We start from the raw sequence: 20,107 nt of genomic DNA, 5'->3' as shown, positions 1-20,107 counted from the left end.
ACATGAGTCCGGTAAAACGTGGGGAAACACTTCCCATCTTCAATCGCATCGGCGTCCTGCGCGCCGAGCGAGGGATGAGCCGGGTTCAGCTCGCCGGTCTCGTGGACGTCAATCCGCAGACAGTGGGCGCGCTCGAACGAGGCGACCACTACCCCAGCCTCGATCTCGCATTCCGAATCTGCGCGGTATTCGATCTTCCCGTCGAAGCGGTTTTTTCCCGGACCGAGTTCGGGCCACTGTCGGCCGAGATCTATCGCAACCACCAGAGAAGCGAGGGGGACGAAACCAATGCCTGACACGTCCGTGCTCGAGCGGTACCAGGCGTATCGCGCCCAGCGATTCCTGCAGCGCGAGAATCAGTACCGAAACTGGTTGCCCAACTGGAGAACTCGAAAGCGTCGCCGAATACTGGTGGCCGCCCTGGCAGCGACCTTCGTGTTCATGCTCGCGGTGGGAGTTGTGTGCCACTTCAACATGACGGTGGGTCCGCTGTTGTGGTTGCCGGCGATGTTGTTCTTCTTTCCTCTCTGGTCGATCCTCCAGATCGTCTCCGGCAGAAGAGGCGACGCACCACGCGACGTGCTCGACGAATGGGAGCTGCAACAGCGCGACAGCGCACGGTCCATCGGGCTGACCGTGACGCAGACGATCACGTTGATTCCGATCTTCTATCTCGTCTTGGCCGGTTCGGCGGGCGCCGAGGCGCCGAACTATCCCTACGCCGGAGGACTCCTCGTCCTCACCACCATCGTCATCGGCGGATGCACCCCCGCGATGATTCTCGCCTGGACCACCCCCGATCCCGAACCAGAAGACACCACCTCAGAGGGTACTGATCCAGCCGGCCATCGAGCCTGACCCCAACACCGACGGGAGCACCATGTCCGACACTCTCACCATCGACTCGATCTCCAAACGCTACGGCGACGTCGTCGCCCTCGACGCACTGAGCTTCGACGTCCGCCCCGGCGAAATCTTCGGATTCGTCGGCAGCAACGGCGCCGGCAAGACCACCACGATGCGCATTGCCCTGGGTGTACTCTCCGCAGACTCGGGCGAAGTGCGTCTCGGCGGCAAGCCGGTCGACCTCGACGTTCGCCGCACCATCGGGTACATGCCGGAAGAGCGCGGCCTGTACCCGAAGATGAAGGTGGGCGCGCAACTCGCGTACCTTGCTCGGCTGCACGGATTGTCGGCCGCGGAAGCCAAAGACGCAGTCGAACGCTGGACGACCCGTCTCGGCATCGAGACTCGCGCAGGCGACACGGTCGACAGCCTGTCCCTCGGCAACCAGCAGCGCGTGCAGCTGGCGGCCGCCCTCGTCCACGATCCGGCGGTACTGGTTCTCGACGAACCGTTCTCGGGCCTGGATCCCGTCGCGGTCGACGTCATGAGCGAGGTACTCGTCGAGAAGGCCCGGACCGGTGTGCCGGTCATCTTCTCCAGCCACCAGCTCGATCTCGTTCAGCGGCTGTGCGATCGCGTCGGCATCATTGCCAATGGCCGTATGCGTGCGGTGGGAACGGTCGACGAACTCCGCGGCAGCGGCAACGCCGAGCTCCACGTGCACGCCCCGGAGGCGCCTGTGGGCTGGGCCCACCACCTGACCGGGGTCACGACCGTCAGCCACCTGGACGGCCGAACCGTCCTGACGCTCGGCCCCGGCACCGACGACCAGGACGTGCTGCAGGCCGCCCTCAAAACCGGTCCCGTTCACGAGTTCTCCGTGAGCCGACCTTCCCTGACCGACATGTTCCGAGAGGTTGTGTCCGCATGAGCGCCCCCATGAGCTTCGGCACCGGTATCACACTCGTGGCGAAACGCGAGTTCATGACGCAGGTGACGAAGAAGAGCTTCATCGTCAGCAACGTGATCATTCTGATCGCCATCGTCGGCGGCATCATCGCCTACTCCTTGTTTTCCGGCGGCGACGAAGACACCTCGACCGTCGGCCTGACAGGGTCACAGGCACTGGCCCCGACACTCGTCGCGGTCGGAGAATCCATCGGAAACCCGGTGGAGGTCACCGAGGTATCCGACGAGGCATCGGGCAGGACACAGGTGGAGAACGGTGACCTGGATGTCGTCCTGGTCCCCGGCGCGAACGGCGCCTACACCGCCGTCACCGAGTCGGATCCGAGCACGAGCCTGAGAGCCGTGATCGACACCGCGGTCGCGCAGCACGCGCAATCCGCCGCACTCACGGAACAGGGTGTCGACCCGGCTGCCCTGGCGGAGTCGACGAGCAGCGCCGTGGTGACCGTCGAAGCCCTCGACCCGCCCGATCCCGAAACGGGGCAGCGAGTCGCACTGTCGGTGGCCGTCGTGTTCCTGCTCTACATGCAGATCTTGATGTTCGGGTTGTATGTGGCGATGGGCGTCGTCGAAGAAAAGTCGAGCCGTGTGGTGGAACTGTTGCTGTCCACCCTGAAGCCACTGCAACTGTTGTGGGGCAAGGTTATCGGGATCGGCGCGGTTGGGTTGACACAACTCGCGCTGTACGGCATCGCGGGTGTGGGTGCCGGTCTGGCGACGGGCGCACTCACGCTGACCGGCACCGCATTCGGTGTACTCTTCGGCACCCTCGGCTGGTTCGTCCTCGGGTTCGCGTTCTTCGCCGTGCTGTATGCGGCCGCAGGCTCGATGGTCTCGCGGCAGGAAGACGTCAACGCGACGGCGTCCCCCTTGATGGTGCTGATCGTGATCATGTTCATCAGCGCCTTCTCCGCGGTCGGCGACCCCGACGGCACGCTCAGCAACGTGCTCAGCTGGATCCCACCGTTCTCGGCGATCCTCATGCCGCTGCGCATCGCGGCGGGCGTTGCATCACCGATACAGGTGGTGGTCACCATCGTCTTGATGCTCGCGGTCACCGCCGCACTCAGTGTGCTGGCTGCCAAGATCTACCAGCGGTCGATTCTTCGGATCGGCAAGGTCGTGTCCTGGAAGGAAGCCCTTATCTCTTCCAAATAGCCCCGTCCCTTCCAAATAGCCCCGTCTCTTCCAAACAGTCGTCGACTCTCCGATAGCGTCGCGGTATGACGGAGAAGATCGCGGCGAAGAACATCCTCGACCTCCTGCTCGATGCGCAGAGTTACCGATCCTGGGACTGTGCACCCGTCGACACCCGGCCCGACGCGGCCTATCACGCCGACCTCGTGAAGGCCGCAGCGAAGTCGGGTGTCGACGAGTCGGTGATCACCGGATGCGGCACCATCCGGGGACGCCCGGTCGCGGTCATCGCTTGCGAGTTCTCGTTTCTCGCCGGATCGATCGGAGTGGCCGCGGCGCAGCGCATCACGTCCGCCGTCGAACGGGCCACCGCCGAAGGGCTGCCGCTGCTGGCGTCTCCGACGTCGGGCGGTACTCGGATGCAGGAAGGCACCGTCGCCTTCGTACAGATGGTGAAGATCGCGGCCGCCGTGGCAGCACACAAGGCTGCGCATCTGCCCTACCTGGTCTACCTGCGGCACCCCACCACCGGCGGCGTCTTTGCCTCATGGGGATCACTCGGGCACATCACGTTGGCTCAACCGGGAGCGCTCGTCGGGTTCCTCGGTCCCCGCGTGTACGAGGCTCTGTACAACGAGAAGTTCCCGGACGGTGTGCAGGTTGCCGAGAACCTCTATCGCAACGGGGTGATCGACGGTGTGGTCGAGCCGCAGCGGCTCCGGACCTTGGTGCATCGCGCGTTCCGGGTGTTGATGGACTCCCCGGATGCGCTGCCCATCGACGCAGACCCCGACGACACGATCCCCGAGGCGCCTGCGTGGCAGTCGGTGCTACTCACCCGTCGGCAGGACCGCCCGGGAATCAGGCAGTTGCTCCGCCACGCCGCGACCGAGCAGGTTCCGCTCAGCGGTACCGGGCAAGGCGAGACCGACAAGACGATCCTGCTGTCCCTGGCCCGTTTTCGCGGATCGCCGTGCATCCTGCTCGGTCAGGATCGCAGCGGCCAGTCGGCGCTTGTGACGATGGGCCCGGCAGCCCTGAGAGAAGCGCGGCGTGGAATGCGTCTGGCCGAAGAGTTACAGGTGCCGCTGGTCCTGGTCATCGACACGTTGGGCGCTTCACTGTCCCGTGAGGCCGAGGAACGCGGACTTGCCCCGGAGATTGCGCGCTGTATCGCCGACCTCGTGATGCTGCGAACGCCCACTGTGTCGGTGCTGCTCGGGCAGGGGTCGGGCGGCGGCGCGCTGGCACTCCTTCCTGCCGACAGGGTGCTCGTCGCACAGCACGGGTGGCTGGCCCCACTTCCGCCGGAGGGAGCCAGCGCCATCGTCCACCGAGACACCGCACACGCCCCCGAAATGGCAGCAGCCCAGGGTGTTCGATCACTCGATCTGCTTCGCGACGGTGTGGCCGACGTCGTGATTCCGGAACGTCCCGACGCCGCGGAAGAACCGATCGAATTCTCCAAACGGGTCGGACGGGCCATCGCACGCGAACTCCGCGCTCTCACCGACGTGCCGGAGAACGAACGTTTCTCGGCCCGCACGGCCCGGTACCGCAACCTCGGTGTACCGGCCCACGGCTGATCACATCCTCTATACGCCGGCGTATAAATTGGGCTACACTCACGTGTTGTACGGCACCGTATATAGTCTTCGAGGAGCAACCATGCGCCTTCCGATCGATGCCCACTCGGGAATGCCCTGGCTCATCCACGACATCACCCCGGACTTTCGGACCTACGACGTCTGGGCACTTCCCACTCCAGGAGGCCCGGAGGACTTTCCACGACTGAAGCAGCAGTTCATGGACGGTGACATCGCGAACAACCCGTCACCGATCGCCCGCGCACTCTTCGCAATCCGCTGGCGCCTCGGGGAGTGGTTCGGCTGGGACGACGACAAGGCCTCCGTCGGGTCTCGGGTCCCGTCCCTGCGGGAGCGACTCCCCGAGGACCTGCGCACGCAGGTCAGCGATCCCACGAGCATGCCCTTCACCACCGTGTTCGAAACCGAAAGCGAATGGGCCGCCGAGATGGCCAACAACACCATGCACGGCGTCATACACGTGGGATGGGTTCCCGACGACACCGCACCGGGCGGGTATCGCGGACAGATGGCGGTGCTCGTCAAACCCAACGGGGCATGGGGCCGGGCATACATGGCGGCGATCGGACCCTTTCGGCATCTGCTCGTCTACCCGCCGCTCATGCGCGGAATCGCCGCCGCCTGGGCCGAGCGCGAGGTCCCGAGCGTCACACTCACCCGCGGCCCACAGGCGATACCGGAGCCTGTCCGTGCCCGACTGCTGTCACCGGTTTTCGACTACGTGGACACCAATACACTCGCAGCTACTTCGGACCGCCCTGCCGAGTGGTGGGCTCGCACGATGTTCGAAGAACTCATCACCACTGCGGCACGGGAGGCGATCTTTCGTGGACTGCTGGGACTGAGACTCGAATCAGGAAAACACTCGCTCGCCGGTTGGAAGGTGGTCGAGAACACGCCATCTGCCGTAGCGCTCACGAGGGCAAGCAAACACCTTGCCTGCGAAATGCACGTAATCGTCACCGATGTTGCCGTTCACCTGGCCCTCGTCGTCCGCTACCGCACCCGATTCGGCTCCATGATCTGGCGGCCCACATCGTCGATCCACGGCCGATTCGGGAAGCAACTCCTTCTACAGGGCTGGCAGGAGGCCGGTGTCCGAACCTGCCTCTAGACTGTACCGACAACAGTCGATGGTCTGGGAGGAGACATCGAATGACCGACCCGATCGTCGAATCAGCACGAGCGCAGCGCATCGCCGACTTCGAACGCCGCTGGGTGGAGGGATGGGAGATCACCGTCGCTCGCCCGGACGACGACAGGCGCGCGCGCGAGCACCTCGTCTCACAGCTCGTGGCCGTACGCGATTGGGCGCAGCCGTTCACACCACTGCCGGTCGCGAGCCATCCCCGTGACTGGCTCCGCAAGAACCAGGCGATGCTGTGGGTGTTCACCGGCATGGGGGTTCTGATGCTCGTCATCAGTCCGATCGCGGGCGTCGTCGTACTTCTCCTGCTCGCGGGAATCGTGGGCCTGTCGTACAAGTCAGTGCAGTCGAAGTGGAATCAGCGCGTGGCTGTCGAGCAGGCCAACAGCAGCAGGCGCGGCCAGTTGGACACCAGTGTCGATCAGCGCAAGACCGCCAACGGGGTACAGATCAGGTTCACCCACACGGAACTGAATCTGATTCCGCGGACCAACATCATCGTCTCCGAGATTCGGGCCAACCGCTCGTGGCAGAGCGAGTTTCTGGACACGCAACGCGTCCGCCTCGATCTCGACGAGGAGTTGCGCCAGGTGGTCGACGAGGTCACCAAGCTGCATGCGCTCAAACTGAAGACCGGCGCCGAGCCTGCCCGGAATTCGCCGGCATGGAGCGCCTACCGACATCACCAGACGTTGTTCGCTCAGTCCGAGAAGGCCCTGCGCACCCGAGTGATCGTTCTCGGCTTGTATCTCGAAGATCTCCGCAGGTTCGACGACTACCTCGAAGAACTCGACCAGATCAATGCCATGCAGGAGGTCGACCTCGAGATCGCGGGCTTGTACATGGGCATCGAGAACTCGGCGACGAGCGCTCGGCAGACATCTGCCATGTCCGACGAACTGGCCATGGCACGCGAAGCTGTCACCGCAATCATCGGCTCTCTGTCGTCGAGCCAGGACTACCTACGGGGGCTGAACAACCGGTAGGTGGTTCTTGCGCGAACCTATAGAGTGGCGCCCATCACAGAGTCGACGAAAGGGCACCGGTGAGCGCACCCCAGAACTCCTACCAGCAGCGTTACCGTGCGAGCATCGATACGCCCGAACAGTTCTGGCTCGATGCCGCTCACGCCGTCGAATGGATCACGCCGCCGACCACGGCATTGGACGATTCCGCAGCTCCGGCGTATCGCTGGTTCCCCGACGCGACGATGAATACCTGCGTCAACGCGCTGGATCGTCACGTCCGGGCCGGGCGGGGCGATCGTGTCGCTCTCGTCCACGATTCTGCGATGACCGGGCAAGTCCGCGAGTTCACCTACGCTCAACTGCTGGACGAGGTCTCGTTGTTCGCGGGCGTGCTGAAGGATCAGGGAGTCACCGTCGGCGACAGAGTCGTCATCTACATGCCGATGATTCCCGAAGCGGCCATCGCGATGCTGGCATGTGCGCGTATCGGTGCCGTCCACTCCGTCGTGTTCGGCGGATTCGCCGCCAAAGAGCTCGCCACCCGCATCGACGACGCCAAACCGGCCGTCCTCGTCACCGCATCCGGCGGCCTCGAACCGAACCGCACCGTCGAGTACCTGCCGCTGGTGCGCGATGCACTCGAGATGTCGGGCACTCCCCCACACACCGTTGTCGTGAAGTCCCGCAGCGAGATCAGCAGCTCGGCGCCCGAAGTCGACGGGAGCGGTGCCGCCTGGTTCGACTGGGACGCGCTGGCGAAGGACGCGAAGCCCGCAGACCCTGTCGCCGTTGCGGCGACCGACCCGCTCTACATCCTCTACACCTCCGGCACCACGGGAAAACCCAAGGGCGTCGTCCGCGACAACGGCGGGCATGCGGTGGCCCTGGCCTGGTCGATGACCAACATCTACGACATCGGATCCGACGACGTGTGGTGGACGGCCTCCGACGTCGGGTGGGTGGTCGGCCACTCGTACATCGTGTACGGCCCGTTGCTGGTCGGCGCTACAACGGTCATGTACGAAGGCAAGCCGGTGGGCACCCCGGATGCCGGTGCGTTCTGGCGGGTGATCGAACAGCACAACGTCGCGGCATTGTTCACCGCACCGACGGCAATACGCGCCATCCGCAAGGTCGATCCGGGTGCCCAGGAGCTGACGAAATACGACACCTCCTCCCTCCGAACCCTCTTCGCCGCCGGTGAGCGCCTCGACCCCGACACCTACGACTGGGCGAGCAGGACACTCGGCGTGCCGGTGATCGACCATTGGTGGCAGACCGAGACCGGCTGGCCGATCTGCGCGAATCTGCGCGGACTCGAGCCGATGCCCGTGAAATCGGGTTCGCCCACCGTTCCGGTCCCCGGGTATCAGGTCGAGGTCGTCGACCCAACGGGTCGGCCGGTGCCGGCAAATACCGAAGGTGCCATCGTGATCCGGCTGCCGCTGCCTCCGGGCACGTTGACCGGATTGTGGCGAGACGAGAAGCGCTTCCACGCCTCGTATCTCGCAGCGTTCGAGGGGTACTATCTCACCGGAGACTCCGGATACCTCGACGAGGACGGCTACCTGTTCGTCCTCGGCCGCAGCGACGACGTCATCAACGTCGCTGGCCACCGCCTTTCCACCGGCAGCATAGAGGCCGTGGTCGCGTCTCATCGCGCTGTGGCCGAATGCGCGGTGGTCGGAATTCACGACGAGCTCAAAGGACAACGCGCCAGCGGGTACGTCGTCCTCGAGGCTGGGGTGGATATCGCCGCGGACGTGCTGCGCGACGAACTGGTCGCGATGGTGCGCGATCAGATCGGGGCGGTGGCGAGCTTCCGCGACGTGACCGTCGTGGAGGCACTTCCCAAGACTCGTTCCGGAAAGATCCTCCGCAAGACCATGCGTCAGATCGTCGACCACGAGGAGTACACCGTTCCGTCGACGATCGAGGACGTATCCGTCCTGAACGCCTTGGAAACGCGGTTCAGGGGCACAATGCAGGAGTGACCGATTCACCGAAAGTTCTGGTCGTCGACGACGACGAAGACGTGCGAACGTCCCTGCAGCGGGGTTTGCGTCTCGAGGGTTTCACCGTGCTCACCGCGGTCGACGGCGCTGACGCTCTGCGTGTGATCAACAGCGATCACCCCGACGCGATGGTGCTCGACATGAACATGCCGGTTCTCGACGGCACGGGCGTGGTCACTGCGCTACGCGCGATGAACAACGACATCCCGATATGCGTTCTGAGCGCTCGAAACACGGTCGACGACCGCATATCCGGGCTCGAGTCCGGTGCCGACGATTACCTGGTGAAACCGTTCGTTCTCGCCGAACTCAGTGCCCGTATTCGTGCGATGCTCCGACGGACTGCGGCCGCACCTGCCACCGAATCCGCGGACAACGCAACTGCACCCCTGCGTATCGGTTCGCTCGAGATCGACCTGGCGGGGCGCCGAGTCACAGTCGACGGGGTCGAGGTGACACTCACCAAACGCGAGTTCGAATTGCTCGAGGTACTCGCCCGCAACACCGGCATCGTCCTGAGCCGTGAACGACTGCTCGAACTCGTCTGGGGGTACGACTTCGTCGCGGACACCAACGTCGTCGACGTATTCGTCGGCTATCTACGTCGAAAGTTCGAGTCGGGCGGTGCGCCACGGTTGTTGCACACGGTGCGCGGCGTGGGATTCGTGCTGAGGGAAAACCCGTGAAGCGCTCGTTCTCACTCCGTACCCGTGTCGCCGCGGCCACGGCACTGGGAGCCACCATCGTGGTGGTGGCCCTCGGCATCTTCGTGTCGATGGCCATCAGTCGCAACAATTTGGCCGAGTTGGACCGTCGCCTCGAGACGGCCTCCGACGTACTGGTACCCAATGCTGCAACGGCGGGGTTGTTTCTCGGCGCAATCGGCGACGAGGGCTCGTTCGCGGTCACCGTTCGGTCGGCCGGCGGTCAGGTCCTCGTCACCACCCCCACCCGCCTACCCGAACTGGACCCCGGTTGGGGGACCGCAGAAGTCGACGGCACCCGGTACCGGGTGTTCACGGCCGAGGTGCCGGTGATCGGCGCCCTGGCATCGATAGCGGTCCCGTATTCCGAGGCCCAGAGCGCCACGGCGGAGCAGAACCGTCAGGTCGTTGTGGTCGGAGTTATCGCGATCGCCTCGGCCACCGCACTGGGCTGGTTGTTCGGCGGCCGTGCTGTGCGCCCCCTTGTCGACCTCACGCACCGCATCTCACGCCGCGATACACACCTGACCCCCACTACCTCCGGGGTCCGAGAGGCCGACGAACTGGCTGCGGCGGCGGAGTCGATGCTGCGAGATGTGTCCGAGGCCCAAACCGCAACCACTTCCGCCCTCGCCACCGCCCGAGACTTCGCGGCCGTGTCTGCCCACGAGATCCGCACTCCACTCACCGCGATGCGCACCGACATCGAAGTTCTGCGGGCACACGAGCTCCCACCCGATGAGCGATCCGAGATTCTCGGCGATCTGGCTCGTTCCCAGGGGCGAGTGGAGTCGACGCTCACCGACCTCGAGAGGTTGGCGAAGGGCGAACTGTCGAGTGAAAGCGACTTCGTCGATTGCAACCTGGGCGAAATCTGCGATGTCGTGGCCGACGACGCCAAACGGACGCATCCGGACGTACTGGTCACCTTCGACGCCGCCGACATCACGGTGCGCGGACTACCGGGCGGAATCCGCCTCACTCTCGGTAATGCGATCACCAACGCGGTCCGCCACGGCGGCGCCGAGCACGTCCACATCACTCTCACCCCGTCGCACCACACCTCGGGCGCTGTCTTCACCATCGACGACGACGGGTCCGGCATCCCGGAATCGGACCGCACCGTCGTGTTCGAGCGCTTCCGACGCGGGAGCCGCGCCACCAAGAGCGGTTCGGGTCTCGGGTTGGCTCTCGTTGCCCAACAGGCGGCATTGCACGGTGGCCGCGCGTTCTTCACGGACAGTCCGCTCGGAGGTGCTCGTCTTGTAGTCACGTTGCACGAGGCTGGGGTCACGTTGCACGAGGCTGGGGTCACGTTGCACGAGGCTGGGGTCACGTTGCACGAGGCTGGGGTCACGTTGCACGAGGCTGGGCCGACGAGCATCGAATCCTGAGCGATCAGCGAACCGGGTGGTCGAGAATGAGCGCGCCTGCACGGGCGCGAACCTGTCCAGGGGTGAAACCCGGGTGATCGGCGGCGAGGAAGTGGACGCCGATTGCCATACAGAATGCGAGCAGGCTGCGTGCCTCGACTTCCTCGGGGTCGTCGCAGACCGTGCCGAGCGCGTCACGGAGTAGCTGCATGCGCCTGTTGTCCACGCGGCGAAGGCGATCGTTGACGACCTCGTCCCGCCGCGCCCACGTGCGGACCGCTAGGTCGATGGGAAGCAACCGGTCGCCGGAGAAGGTGAGCTGCCCGGCCAGGCGGGCCTTGTCGAGAACGTCGCCCCCAGACTCCTCGATCCGCTCGAAGACGTCATCGACACTCTCCCGCTCCCACGCGTCCAGCATCTCTGCCAGTAGTTCGTCGCGGTCCGAGAAGTAGCCGTAGAACCCGCCCTTGGTGACACCGAGCTTCTTGGCCAGCACCTCGATTCGCACGCTGTCCACTCCGCCCGCAGCAAGGGCTTGCAGGCCCTCCTCTATCCACGTCTCGCGCCGTGTACGTAGCGCACCCATTCGCGATTCGACCTCCTTCGACAACATCTCTTGTACGCAAGCGAACAATAGGACGAACGGCGCGTTGTACGCCACCGTGCACCGTGCAGAGTTCTGTTATGCGAATCAAGAATCGACCACGCCATCGAGTGACCGAATACGAGAACGCCCCGCATCGCGTCGCGATGCGGGGCGTTCTGCAAAAACTTCTTACTGCACGTCGAGCAAGTCGATGACGAAGACCAGAGTCTTACCGGACAGCTGGTGTCCGGCACCGGCCGGGCCGTAGGCCAGCTCCGGCGGAATGGTCAGCTGACGGCGCCCGCCGACCTTCATACCGGGGATGCCGTCCTGCCATCCCTTGATCAGGCCACGCAGTGGGAACTTGATGGACTCACCGCGGCTCCACGAGGAGTCGAACTCTTCCCCCGACTCGAACTCCACCCCCACGTAGTGCACTTCCACGGTTCCACCGGGCACGGCCTCGGCACCGTCACCTTCCACCAGGTCCTTGATGACCAGGTCGAGTGGCGCGGGTCCTTCTTGGAACTCGATCTCGGGCTTGCTCATGGGGGTCCTCCTAGCGAGGGCTCTCGTTGTCGTCGTCGACCGCTGGTTCAGCTGCGAGCGGCGATGTCCTGGTAATCGCGTTCGGTGTATCCGGTGTAGATCTGCCGCGGGCGGCCGATCTTCGTGGCCGGATCCTCGTGCATCTCCCGCCAGTGCGCAATCCATCCGGGCAGGCGGCCCATAGCGAACAGCACGGTGAACATACGCGTCGGGAAGCCCATCGCGCGGTAGATCAGGCCGGTGTAGAAGTCGACGTTGGGGTACAGCTTGCGCTCGATGAAGTAGTCGTCGGTGAGCGCCGCCTCCTCGAGTGCCATCGCAATGTCGAGCAGTTCGTCGTCGCCGCCGAGCTTGTCGAGGATGGTGTGAGCCGCTTCCTTGGCGATCGCAGCGCGGGGGTCGTAGTTGCGGTAGACGCGGTGCCCGAAGCCCATGAGCTTCACGCCGTCTTCCTTGTTCTTGACCTTACGGACGAACTCCTTGGCGTCACCGCCCCCGGCCTTGATCTCGTCGAGCATCTCGAGGACGGCCTGGTTGGCGCCACCGTGCAGCGGACCCCAGAGCGCGTTGATCCCACCGGAGATGGACGTGAACAGGTTCGCGTCCGACGAGCCGACGAGCCGCACCGTCGACGTCGAGCAATTCTGCTCGTGGTCGGCGTGCAGGATCAGCAGCATGTCGAGAGCCTTGGCGACCTCGGGGTCGATCTCGTACGGCTCCGCGGGGAAGCCGAACGTCATCCGCAAGAAGTTCTCGACGAGGTTCAGCGAGTTGTCCGGGTACAGGAACGGCTGTCCGACGGACTTCTTGTAGGCGTACGCCGCGATGGTCGGCAGCTTCGCCAGCAGCCGCGTGGTCGACAATTCGACCTGTTCCGGATCGGCCGGGTCCAGGGAGTCCTGGTAGTAAGCCGACAGCGCGTTGACCGCACTCGAGAGAACCGGCATCGGGTGAGCGTTGCGCGGGAATCCGTCGAAGAATCGTTTCAGGTCCTCGTGCAGCAGAGTGTGCCGACGAATGCGATCGGTGAACGAGTCGAGTTCGGTCGCGGTGGGCAGTTCACCGTAGATCAGCAGGTAGCTGACCTCGATGAAGGTGGACTGCTTTGCCAGCTGCTCGATCGGATATCCGCGGTGGCGGAGAATGCCCTTCTCACCGTCGATGTAGGTGATCGCCGAACTGGTGGAAGCGGTATTGACGAAACCGGGGTCGAGGGTGGTGTACCCCGTGCTGGCGAGCAGCTTTCCCAGTTCGATTCCGTCATTGCCCTCGGTTGCCCTGGCAATGGACATCGTGTGCTCACCACCAGGGTAGGTAAGCGTGGGCTTTGTGTCATTGTCGGGCACGAAGCATCCCTCTCAAGCTCAGACCAACGGATACGCAAGTTTTCGATCAGTTAGAAACTAGTCGCACTCCGGACGACGTGCCCACATCGGGTCTGCCTCGGGCTCGTTGCCAGGGTGTGCAGGGCCACCGAAATCTGTGACGTTCCACATCGATCGGACCGTTCCGCAAATGTCCGGTTCTTCACCTTACCGCCGCCCACCGATCGCATGCCCGAGCACCTGGGTAGGCACTGTCGATTCTATAACCTGCACCGATGACGCGATGGATACCAACCTCTCCGTCGACCTGCAGAATGCGTGAGGTAGAGGGGGTCTCACCCGCTCGACCGCGACAAGCTCGCCGACCGGAGTGACAGAAGTAACTACATCCGACGATCGCTTACCGCCGAACATCGTTACATCGTCCCATCAAATGGACATCTATCCGGAAGCCGTCACACCCCACTCGCCCGACCACTGCCCACCCGGCGCCAACACGATCCGGTCGATTCCGGAGTTGAACGCGTTCGGCGGACAGGTCATCGGCTCCATCGCCACAGCACGTCCTCGGCCGGGATACCCCTTGCCGGTACCGGGATCAGCGGTGAACACCTGCAACCACCCGAAAGCCCGCGAGGTCCAGAGGGTGGTCGTTGCGCCGTCCGGAGCTCGCAACTCATGCCTGCATCTGCCGTCCGGGTCCGTGTCGAGCGCGCTGAACGGGGTGTCCAACACGACTGAGCGCAGCGAGCGGTGTTCGGTGAAGTCGTACTCGGTGCCGTGTACCGCCACGGAGGGGCCATCCGGCAGCATCCTGTCCGGGTCCAGCGGCAGACGCGTGCCGGCGCTCAGACGAAGTGTGCATTCGTCGAGCGGAGCATCACCGACCCGCAGGTACGGGTGAGCCCCCAACCCGAACGGCGCATCGATCGACCCGGTGTTGGTCGCGCGATACTTCACCCTCAGGCCGTCCGCATCGAGGCTGTAGACGACGGCCAGCCGCAACGGATAGGGCCAACCCTTGTGCAGCCCCACCGCCACCGAAAGCTCGACGTGATCGTCCGATTCCGAAACCAGATCCCATTCGGTGTGCCGCACGAACCCGTGAATGGCGTTCTTCGCCGCCTTCTCCGTCAGCTCGAGCTGATGGTCGATTCCATCGAAACGAAACGCTCCGTCCCGGATACGGTTGGGCCACGGCGCCAAGACCGCACCCGCCGCCAGCGGCGGCTTCGTTCCCAACTCCCACGTCTCGGTGAGTGCCCGGCCGTCGAACTCGAGCAATCGCACACTCGCACCTGTCGCCGCGATCTCCGCGCGGTAACCGCCTCCGTGGATTTCGAATCCCGCTGCAGCCATGCACCTCAGTGTGCCCGAAATATACGGCCGCGCAAGGACTTGCCCGATTCACACCACTTCGATATCGCACGCAAGGCCCGGAGTTCTACTCAACCTCGCATCGACAGTGATCAGGGGCGCACCGAGCCGGACTGCAAGAGCTACGTACAGCGCGTCGTAAAAGCTGATGTTGTCGCGCCACTGCCAGGCCAGCCCCATCAGCGATGCAGCGTGGGAATAACGGTGCTCGACGAGCACCTGGCCGACCCCCAGCGCAACACGGGCTTCCTGGGCGCTGATGAGGCCGCTGCGCTCGTGTCGGCGAAGCACGTTGCCGACCTCGGCGTCGATCAAGTGCGGCGCGTGCACCCGCATCATGGGTAGCCGTCGGCGGAGGACGTCCGCCGCTTCATTCTTCCCGATCAGAGCCAACACCAATGCCGACGCGTCCAGGACGCAATCGTCACTCACCGGCGATCGGCAGCCAGGTCGGCCAGTATGGAGTCCGACGTCGCTCCAGGCGTGTCACTACCCGCCCGCGCCGACTCCATCGTCGACAGCACCTCCTCTGTGGTGGGGCGGGCGGCAAAGTCCACAACGACTTCTCGCATGTAGGACTGAATCGAGCGCCCAGAAGCGCGAGCCCTCTCCCGGATCACCTCGTACGCATCCTCGGGAACGTCACGGATCTGAATCGTCGCCATAGCGCTATTTTAGCGCTATCAATTGAGGATTTGCGGTACGAGCTCGGCCAGTTTTCGCGGTGCCAGATGGCGGTAACTCTCGGTGACCAGTTCGGCGACCTCACCCCAGTCGGTCCCCTCGTCGATCACCACGCCGACTACGTCACGACCCCAACCACCGTAGAAGTACGGGGGTCCGGAGTTCTCGAGCGCATGGAGTTCGGCACCCGCCGACCGGAACGTCACGATCGTGAGCGGGCCGTCGTGGCCCACAGCGCGCGCATACGCCGGAGGCCGTCCGTCCGCGATGCGCAGAAGGTGCGCGAAGGTCTTCGTCCGGACCCGCCAACGCCGACCCACCCACGCCTGCTCCTCGTATGTTTCGGGAAGTCCGAGGCACACCGCCCGGAGTTCGGCGAGCGCCTCGACCGGCACGTCAACGGTTTCGCCCATGCAGCAACGATACGCAGGCTGTTCCTACGGTTGAAGACGCTCCACGACCCGAGCACCGTCGACCAGCGACGTGCGGATGCGGTTGTGCATCCGGTTCGCGCGACCTTGCCAGAACTCCACCACGTCGGGGGCGATCACGATGCCGCCCCAGTTCGGCGGTACCGGAATGTCCTGGTCGGGTGCATACTGCTCGGCCGCACGCACCAGTGCCGCATCCAGTTCGGCGCGGGACCCTGCCGGGCGGGACTGATCCGAAGCCCAGGCACCCAGTCGCGAACCGCGTGGGCGGGTCCGCCAGTACTCCTCCGTCACCGAGGCGTCGGCACGCCTGGCACGTCCGCGCACTGTCACCTGGCGTGCGATGGGAGTCCAGGCAAAGGTCGCCGACGCGTACGGGACGGCGTCGAGTTGACGCCCCTTGTCGGACTCGTAGTTGGTGAAGAACAGAACGCCGGCCGCGCTCAGGCCCTTGCACAGCACTGTCCGCGTTCGGGGAAGCCCCTCCGAGTCCACCGTCCCGAGCGTCATCGCGTTCGGTTCGGGCACGTCGGCCTCGATGGCATCCTCGAGCCAATGTCGCATCAGCGGCAACCAGCCCGATTCCACCTGATCGACGTCGAGGTCGCGTTCGTCGCCCGGTCTCGCAGTTGCCGATTCGCCGTACCCCACACGCATCGTCGCCATGTCTGTGCGCACCGAGTCGTGGACCCGACTCGCCCGATTCGCCTCTTGGGCTTCTCCTGACACAGCCCAGAACGTTACTCCCGGGTATGCACTACTTGTCCCTCTGGTGGCACCGGCTAAAGTTTGGGTAGCCATACGCGTCGATCGTGCCCATCCCGCACGCGATGCGGTGTCACTATCGAACGCCGAGACAGTGCGGCTCGGACCAGGCGCACTCGAACTAGGAGAGTCCACGAGATCATGACAGCGAGCGCGGCAGTACCGGAAGATTTCGTCAGCGGACTGGAGGGCGTCGTCGCCTTCACCAGTGACATCGCCGAACCTGACAAGGACGGCGGCGCATTGCGCTACCGCGGCGTCGACATCGAAGAGCTCGTTGCGAAGCGCGTCACCTTCGGCAATGTGTGGGCGCTCCTGGTCGACGGACGCTTCGGCCCCGGCCTGCCCCCGGCCGAGCCGTTCCCCCTCCCCGTTCACACCGGCGACGTTCGCGTGGACGTCCAGGCCGGGCTTGCGATGCTCGCGCCGATCTGGGGCTACGAACCGCTCCTCGACATCGATGACGAGACCGCCCGCGAGCAGCTCGCCCGGGCGTCGGTCATGGCCCTGTCGTACGTGGCGCAATCGGCTCGCGGCATCTACCAACCAGCTGTGCCACAGAAGCGCGTCGACGAGGCGAAGACCGTCACCGAACGGTTCATGGTCCGCTGGAAGGGTGAGCCGGACCCCGCTCACGTCGAGGCCATCGACGCCTACTGGGTATCGGCCGCCGAACACGGCATGAACGCCTCCACCTTCACCGCCCGCGTCATCGCCTCCACCGGAGCAGACGTGGCAGCGTCCCTCTCCGGCGCGATCGGTGCCATGTCCGGGCCACTGCACGGCGGCGCACCCGCTCGTGTGCTCCCGATGATCGAGGACACCGAGAAGTCCGGTGATGCCCGCGCCGTGGTCAAGGGAATCCTCGACCGCAAAGAAAAGCTCATGGGCTTCGGACACCGCGTCTACCGCGCCGAAGACCCCCGCGCCCGCGTCCTCCGCGCCACCGCCAAGCGCCTGAACGCGCCCCGCTTCGAGGCTGCCGCCGCACTCGAACAGGCGGCACTCGCCGAACTGCGCGAACGTCGCCCCGACCGCGCGATCGAAACGAACGTCGAGTTCTGGGCCGCCGTCATCCTCGACTTCGCCGAGGTACCCGCACACATGATGCCGGCGATGTTCACCTGTGGCCGCACCGCCGGCTGGTGTGCGCACATCCTCGAACAGAAGCGCCTCGGCAAGCTGGTCCGCCCGGCAGCCATCTACACCGGACCCGCACCCCGCACCCCCGATTCCGTCGAGGGCTGGGACCAGATCACCCACAGCTGAACATCAGCACGTTAGGAAACAGAAAGTAGCGATGACCACCACACCGAACATTCCCGCCGAACTCCTCCCCGCAGACGGCCGGTTCGGCTGCGGCCCGTCCAAGGTTCGCCCCGAACAGCTGCAATCGCTGGTGGAGGCGGGTAGCTCGGTGTTCGGCACCAGCCACCGCCAGAAGCCGGTCAAGAACGTGGTGGGCCGGGTCAGGTCGGGATTGTCCGATCTGTTCTCGCTTCCCGAGGGCTACGAGGTGGTCCTCGGCAACGGCGGCACCACCGCGTTCTGGGATGCCGCCGCCTTCGGCCTGATCCGCGAGAAGTCGCTGCACCTGACCAACGGTGAGTTCAGCTCCAAGTTCGCTTCGGTCGCGAAGAAGAACCCGTTCATCGGTGACCCGATCGTGGTGTCCGCCGAGCCGGGCAGCGCACCGGAACCGGTTTCCGATCCGTCGGTGGACCTCATCGGCTGGGCCCACAACGAAACATCCACCGGCGTCTCCATTCCGGTGTCCCGTCCGGCGGGATCGGAGAATGCACTCGTCGCCATCGACGCCACCTCCGGGGCCGGCGGCCTGCCCGTGAACGTCGCGGACGCCGACGTCTATTACTTCGCGCCGCAGAAGTGCTTCGCCTCGGACGGCGGGCTGTGGGTCGCCCTCATGAGCCCCAAGGCGCTCGAGCGAGTTGCGGAAATCAAGGACTCGGGGCGCTGGACCCCGGACTTCCTGTCGCTGCCCATCGCAGTCGACAACAGTTCCAAAGATCAGACGTACAACACCCCCGCTGTCGCGACTCTGCTGCTGTTCGCCAACCAGATCGAGTGGTTGAACAGCAATGGCGGACTCGACTGGGCAACGGCACGTACCGCCGATTCCTCGTCGAGGCTGTACCGGTGGGCCGAGGCCAGCGAGTACGCCACGCCGTTCGTCACCGACCCGGCTCACCGGTCGCAGGTGGTCGGCACAATCGACATCGACGACAAGATCGACGCGGCCGAGGTTGCGAAGATCCTGCGCGCCAACGGCATCGTCGACACCGAGCCGTACCGCAAGCTGGGCCGCAACCAGTTGCGGGTCGGCATGTTCCCGGCCATCGACCCCGAGGACGTCACCGCGCTCACCAAGAGCATCGACTGGGTCGTATCGCAGCTCGGCTGACACGCGCCCCGAGTGAAAGGCGCCCCGGCAATCGCCGGGGCGCCTTTCATTACGCGCTCTGCTCCACTCCGGAACGCTGAATAGTAGCGTGACCGCTCGGCATTTCGGGGTACACGCTCGCGCGTGTCCTGCACAGCAGACCATCACGGATGAATTACAGTGGCCGCAGCGCAAAGTCGCGAGCCGGCGCGATAAGGAGGTCAACGTGCGAGAGCTTCGAGTGATCGGTCTCGAATCGGACAGTTCGCACGTGGTGTGCGCTGATGCGAGTACCGGCGAAAAGTTCCGGCTCCCTGCCGATGACAAACTCCGCGCCGCGTCCCGCGGGGATATTGCTCGACTCGGTCAGATCGAGATCGAAATGGACAGTCAGCTCCGCCCCCGAGAAATCCAGGCCCGCATCCGCGCCGGCGCGTCCGTGCAGGAAGTTGCCGACGAAGCCGACATTCCCGTGGCAAGGGTCGAAAGCTTCGCCTATCCGGTTCTTCTCGAACGCTCGCGGGCCGCCGAGATGGCGCAAGGCGGACATCCCGTCCGCGACAACGGTCCGGCCGTTCCCACCCTCTCCGAGATCGTGACGCTGGCGTTCCGCGCTCGTGGCCACAACATCGGCGACGCGACGTGGGATGCGTGGCGCGACGAGGACAACCACTGGGTTGCACAGTTGCAGTGGCAGGCAGGGCGAACCACGAACGCGGCCCACTGGCGCTACCAACCGGATGCGCACGGCGGCACCATCGTCGCACTGGACGACACCGCATTCGATCTCATCGACCCCGATTTCGGTCGCCCGTTGCGCGGACTCGCGGCTGTTGCCCTGCATTCGTCCGAGCAACTCGAGCTGTCCGATGACATCGACGGCGAAGCCGACCGCGCCGAAACCCCCAGCATCGAGCCCACCAACCTCGACGTTCGGGCTTCGGAGACTTCGGAGACCGACCCGTCGGACGCCACGGAAGCGGCGAGCGCCAACATCATCGACGCCGAAACCACCGAGGAAGTTGCTGATTCCGTGGAATCGGCAACCGGCACCGACCGATCCGCTCCGCAGGCCTCACCGCGAACCACTCCCCACAGCAACGCCCACAACAAGGACAAGCGTGGCAAGCCGGCGCTCCCGTCGTGGGATGACGTTCTCCTGGGTGTACGTAGCAGCGGTCGCTGATAACACTACGAACCTGCGACTGGCGTCGTACCCTTCA

Annotated in this window: 21 protein-coding genes; 13 read left to right on the top strand and 8 right to left on the bottom strand. The window is 64.8% G+C overall.

The window, feature by feature from the left end; translation table 11 throughout:
- The first annotated feature begins 2 nt into the window (after positions 1 to 2).
- The 10 genes from ACZI8Q_RS12830 (at position 3) to ACZI8Q_RS12785 (ending at position 10,787) form a co-directional block, all read left to right on the top strand.
- Positions 3 to 296: a helix-turn-helix transcriptional regulator gene (locus tag ACZI8Q_RS12830; RefSeq protein ID WP_463373923.1), complete on the top strand. Its 294-nt coding sequence runs from the start codon at positions 3 to 5 to the stop codon at positions 294 to 296.
- Positions 289 to 858 carry a hypothetical protein gene (locus tag ACZI8Q_RS12825; protein ID WP_463373922.1) on the top strand — a complete coding sequence of 190 codons (570 nt, stop codon included), beginning with the start codon at positions 289 to 291 and terminating at the stop codon, positions 856 to 858. Before ACZI8Q_RS12830 ends, ACZI8Q_RS12825 begins: the two co-directional genes overlap by 8 nt.
- Positions 859 to 880: 22 nt before the next feature.
- Positions 881 to 1,777 (top strand): ABC transporter ATP-binding protein, encoded by an 897-nt coding sequence (locus tag ACZI8Q_RS12820; protein ID WP_463373921.1) that lies wholly within the window; start codon positions 881 to 883, stop codon positions 1,775 to 1,777.
- A complete protein-coding gene (locus tag ACZI8Q_RS12815) occupies positions 1,774 to 2,973 on the top strand; it encodes an ABC transporter permease (protein WP_463373920.1) in 1,200 nt (399 codons plus the stop codon). The genes ACZI8Q_RS12820 and ACZI8Q_RS12815 overlap by 4 nt, the downstream gene beginning before the upstream one ends.
- A 65-nt stretch (positions 2,974 to 3,038) precedes the next feature.
- A complete protein-coding gene (locus ACZI8Q_RS12810; RefSeq protein ID WP_463373919.1) occupies positions 3,039 to 4,538 on the top strand; it encodes a carboxyl transferase domain-containing protein in 1,500 nt (499 codons plus the stop codon).
- An 82-nt stretch (positions 4,539 to 4,620) separates the two neighbouring features.
- Positions 4,621 to 5,673, top strand: a complete 1,053-nt coding sequence (locus tag ACZI8Q_RS12805; protein ID WP_463373918.1) for a DUF2867 domain-containing protein — start codon at positions 4,621 to 4,623, stop codon at positions 5,671 to 5,673.
- A 41-nt stretch (positions 5,674 to 5,714) separates the two neighbouring features.
- A complete protein-coding gene (locus tag ACZI8Q_RS12800; protein WP_463373917.1) occupies positions 5,715 to 6,692 on the top strand; it encodes a hypothetical protein in 978 nt (325 codons plus the stop codon).
- Between the two features lie 59 nt (positions 6,693 to 6,751).
- Complete coding sequence (locus tag ACZI8Q_RS12795) at positions 6,752 to 8,668, top strand: propionyl-CoA synthetase (RefSeq protein WP_463373916.1); 1,917 nt, start codon at positions 6,752 to 6,754, stop codon at positions 8,666 to 8,668.
- The gene (locus ACZI8Q_RS12790; RefSeq protein ID WP_463373915.1) at positions 8,665 to 9,375 is read left to right on the top strand and encodes a response regulator transcription factor; all 711 of its coding nucleotides are present in this window, start codon (positions 8,665 to 8,667) and stop codon (positions 9,373 to 9,375) included. Before ACZI8Q_RS12795 ends, ACZI8Q_RS12790 begins: the two co-directional genes overlap by 4 nt.
- Positions 9,372 to 10,787, top strand: a complete 1,416-nt coding sequence (locus tag ACZI8Q_RS12785; protein ID WP_463373914.1) for a sensor histidine kinase — start codon at positions 9,372 to 9,374, stop codon at positions 10,785 to 10,787. Before ACZI8Q_RS12790 ends, ACZI8Q_RS12785 begins: the two co-directional genes overlap by 4 nt.
- 4 nt (positions 10,788 to 10,791) lie before the next feature.
- Here ACZI8Q_RS12785 and ACZI8Q_RS12780 read toward each other — a convergent pair whose 3' ends face one another.
- From ACZI8Q_RS12780 to pdxH, 8 genes are all read right to left on the bottom strand, one after another.
- Positions 10,792 to 11,352: a TetR/AcrR family transcriptional regulator gene (locus ACZI8Q_RS12780; RefSeq protein ID WP_463373913.1), complete on the bottom strand. Its 561-nt coding sequence runs from the start codon at positions 11,350 to 11,352 to the stop codon at positions 10,792 to 10,794.
- Positions 11,353 to 11,541: 189 nt separating this feature from the next.
- On the bottom strand, positions 11,542 to 11,901 hold the full coding sequence (locus ACZI8Q_RS12775; RefSeq protein ID WP_463373912.1) for an FKBP-type peptidyl-prolyl cis-trans isomerase: 360 nt from the start codon (positions 11,899 to 11,901) through the stop codon (positions 11,542 to 11,544).
- A gap of 47 nt (positions 11,902 to 11,948) precedes the next feature.
- Positions 11,949 to 13,193: a citrate synthase gene (locus tag ACZI8Q_RS12770; protein ID WP_463373911.1), complete on the bottom strand. Its 1,245-nt coding sequence runs from the start codon at positions 13,191 to 13,193 to the stop codon at positions 11,949 to 11,951.
- A gap of 474 nt (positions 13,194 to 13,667) precedes the next feature.
- Positions 13,668 to 14,585, bottom strand: a complete 918-nt coding sequence (locus tag ACZI8Q_RS12765; RefSeq protein ID WP_463373910.1) for an aldose 1-epimerase family protein — start codon at positions 14,583 to 14,585, stop codon at positions 13,668 to 13,670.
- 48 nt (positions 14,586 to 14,633) lie between these two features.
- A complete protein-coding gene (locus tag ACZI8Q_RS12760; RefSeq protein WP_463373909.1) occupies positions 14,634 to 15,035 on the bottom strand; it encodes a type II toxin-antitoxin system VapC family toxin in 402 nt (133 codons plus the stop codon).
- The gene (locus ACZI8Q_RS12755; RefSeq protein WP_463373908.1) at positions 15,032 to 15,268 is read right to left on the bottom strand and encodes a FitA-like ribbon-helix-helix domain-containing protein; all 237 of its coding nucleotides are present in this window, start codon (positions 15,266 to 15,268) and stop codon (positions 15,032 to 15,034) included. The genes ACZI8Q_RS12760 and ACZI8Q_RS12755 overlap by 4 nt, the downstream gene beginning before the upstream one ends.
- Positions 15,269 to 15,286: 18 nt before the next feature.
- A complete protein-coding gene (locus ACZI8Q_RS12750; protein ID WP_463373907.1) occupies positions 15,287 to 15,700 on the bottom strand; it encodes an MmcQ/YjbR family DNA-binding protein in 414 nt (137 codons plus the stop codon).
- 24 nt (positions 15,701 to 15,724) lie between these two features.
- Positions 15,725 to 16,384, bottom strand: a complete 660-nt coding sequence (gene pdxH / locus ACZI8Q_RS12745) for a pyridoxamine 5'-phosphate oxidase (protein ID WP_463374044.1) — start codon at positions 16,382 to 16,384, stop codon at positions 15,725 to 15,727.
- A gap of 240 nt (positions 16,385 to 16,624) precedes the next feature.
- Here pdxH and ACZI8Q_RS12740 point away from each other — a divergent pair, with 240 nt between their 5' ends.
- The 3 genes from ACZI8Q_RS12740 to sepH all read left to right on the top strand — a co-directional run bounded on the left by ACZI8Q_RS12740 (position 16,625) and on the right by sepH (position 20,070).
- Positions 16,625 to 17,752, top strand: coding sequence for a citrate synthase 2 (locus ACZI8Q_RS12740; RefSeq protein ID WP_463373906.1), 1,128 nt, complete (start codon positions 16,625 to 16,627; stop codon positions 17,750 to 17,752).
- Between the two features lie 31 nt (positions 17,753 to 17,783).
- Positions 17,784 to 18,905 (top strand): phosphoserine transaminase, encoded by a 1,122-nt coding sequence (gene serC / locus ACZI8Q_RS12735; protein ID WP_463373905.1) that lies wholly within the window; start codon positions 17,784 to 17,786, stop codon positions 18,903 to 18,905.
- A gap of 205 nt (positions 18,906 to 19,110) precedes the next feature.
- A complete protein-coding gene (gene sepH / locus ACZI8Q_RS12730; protein ID WP_463373904.1) occupies positions 19,111 to 20,070 on the top strand; it encodes a septation protein SepH in 960 nt (319 codons plus the stop codon).
- The last annotated feature ends 37 nt before the right edge of the window (positions 20,071 to 20,107 follow it).

It is taken from the genome of Rhodococcus quanlei (assembly GCF_055231015.1).
This window is presented reverse-complemented; position numbering and strand designations above follow the sequence as displayed.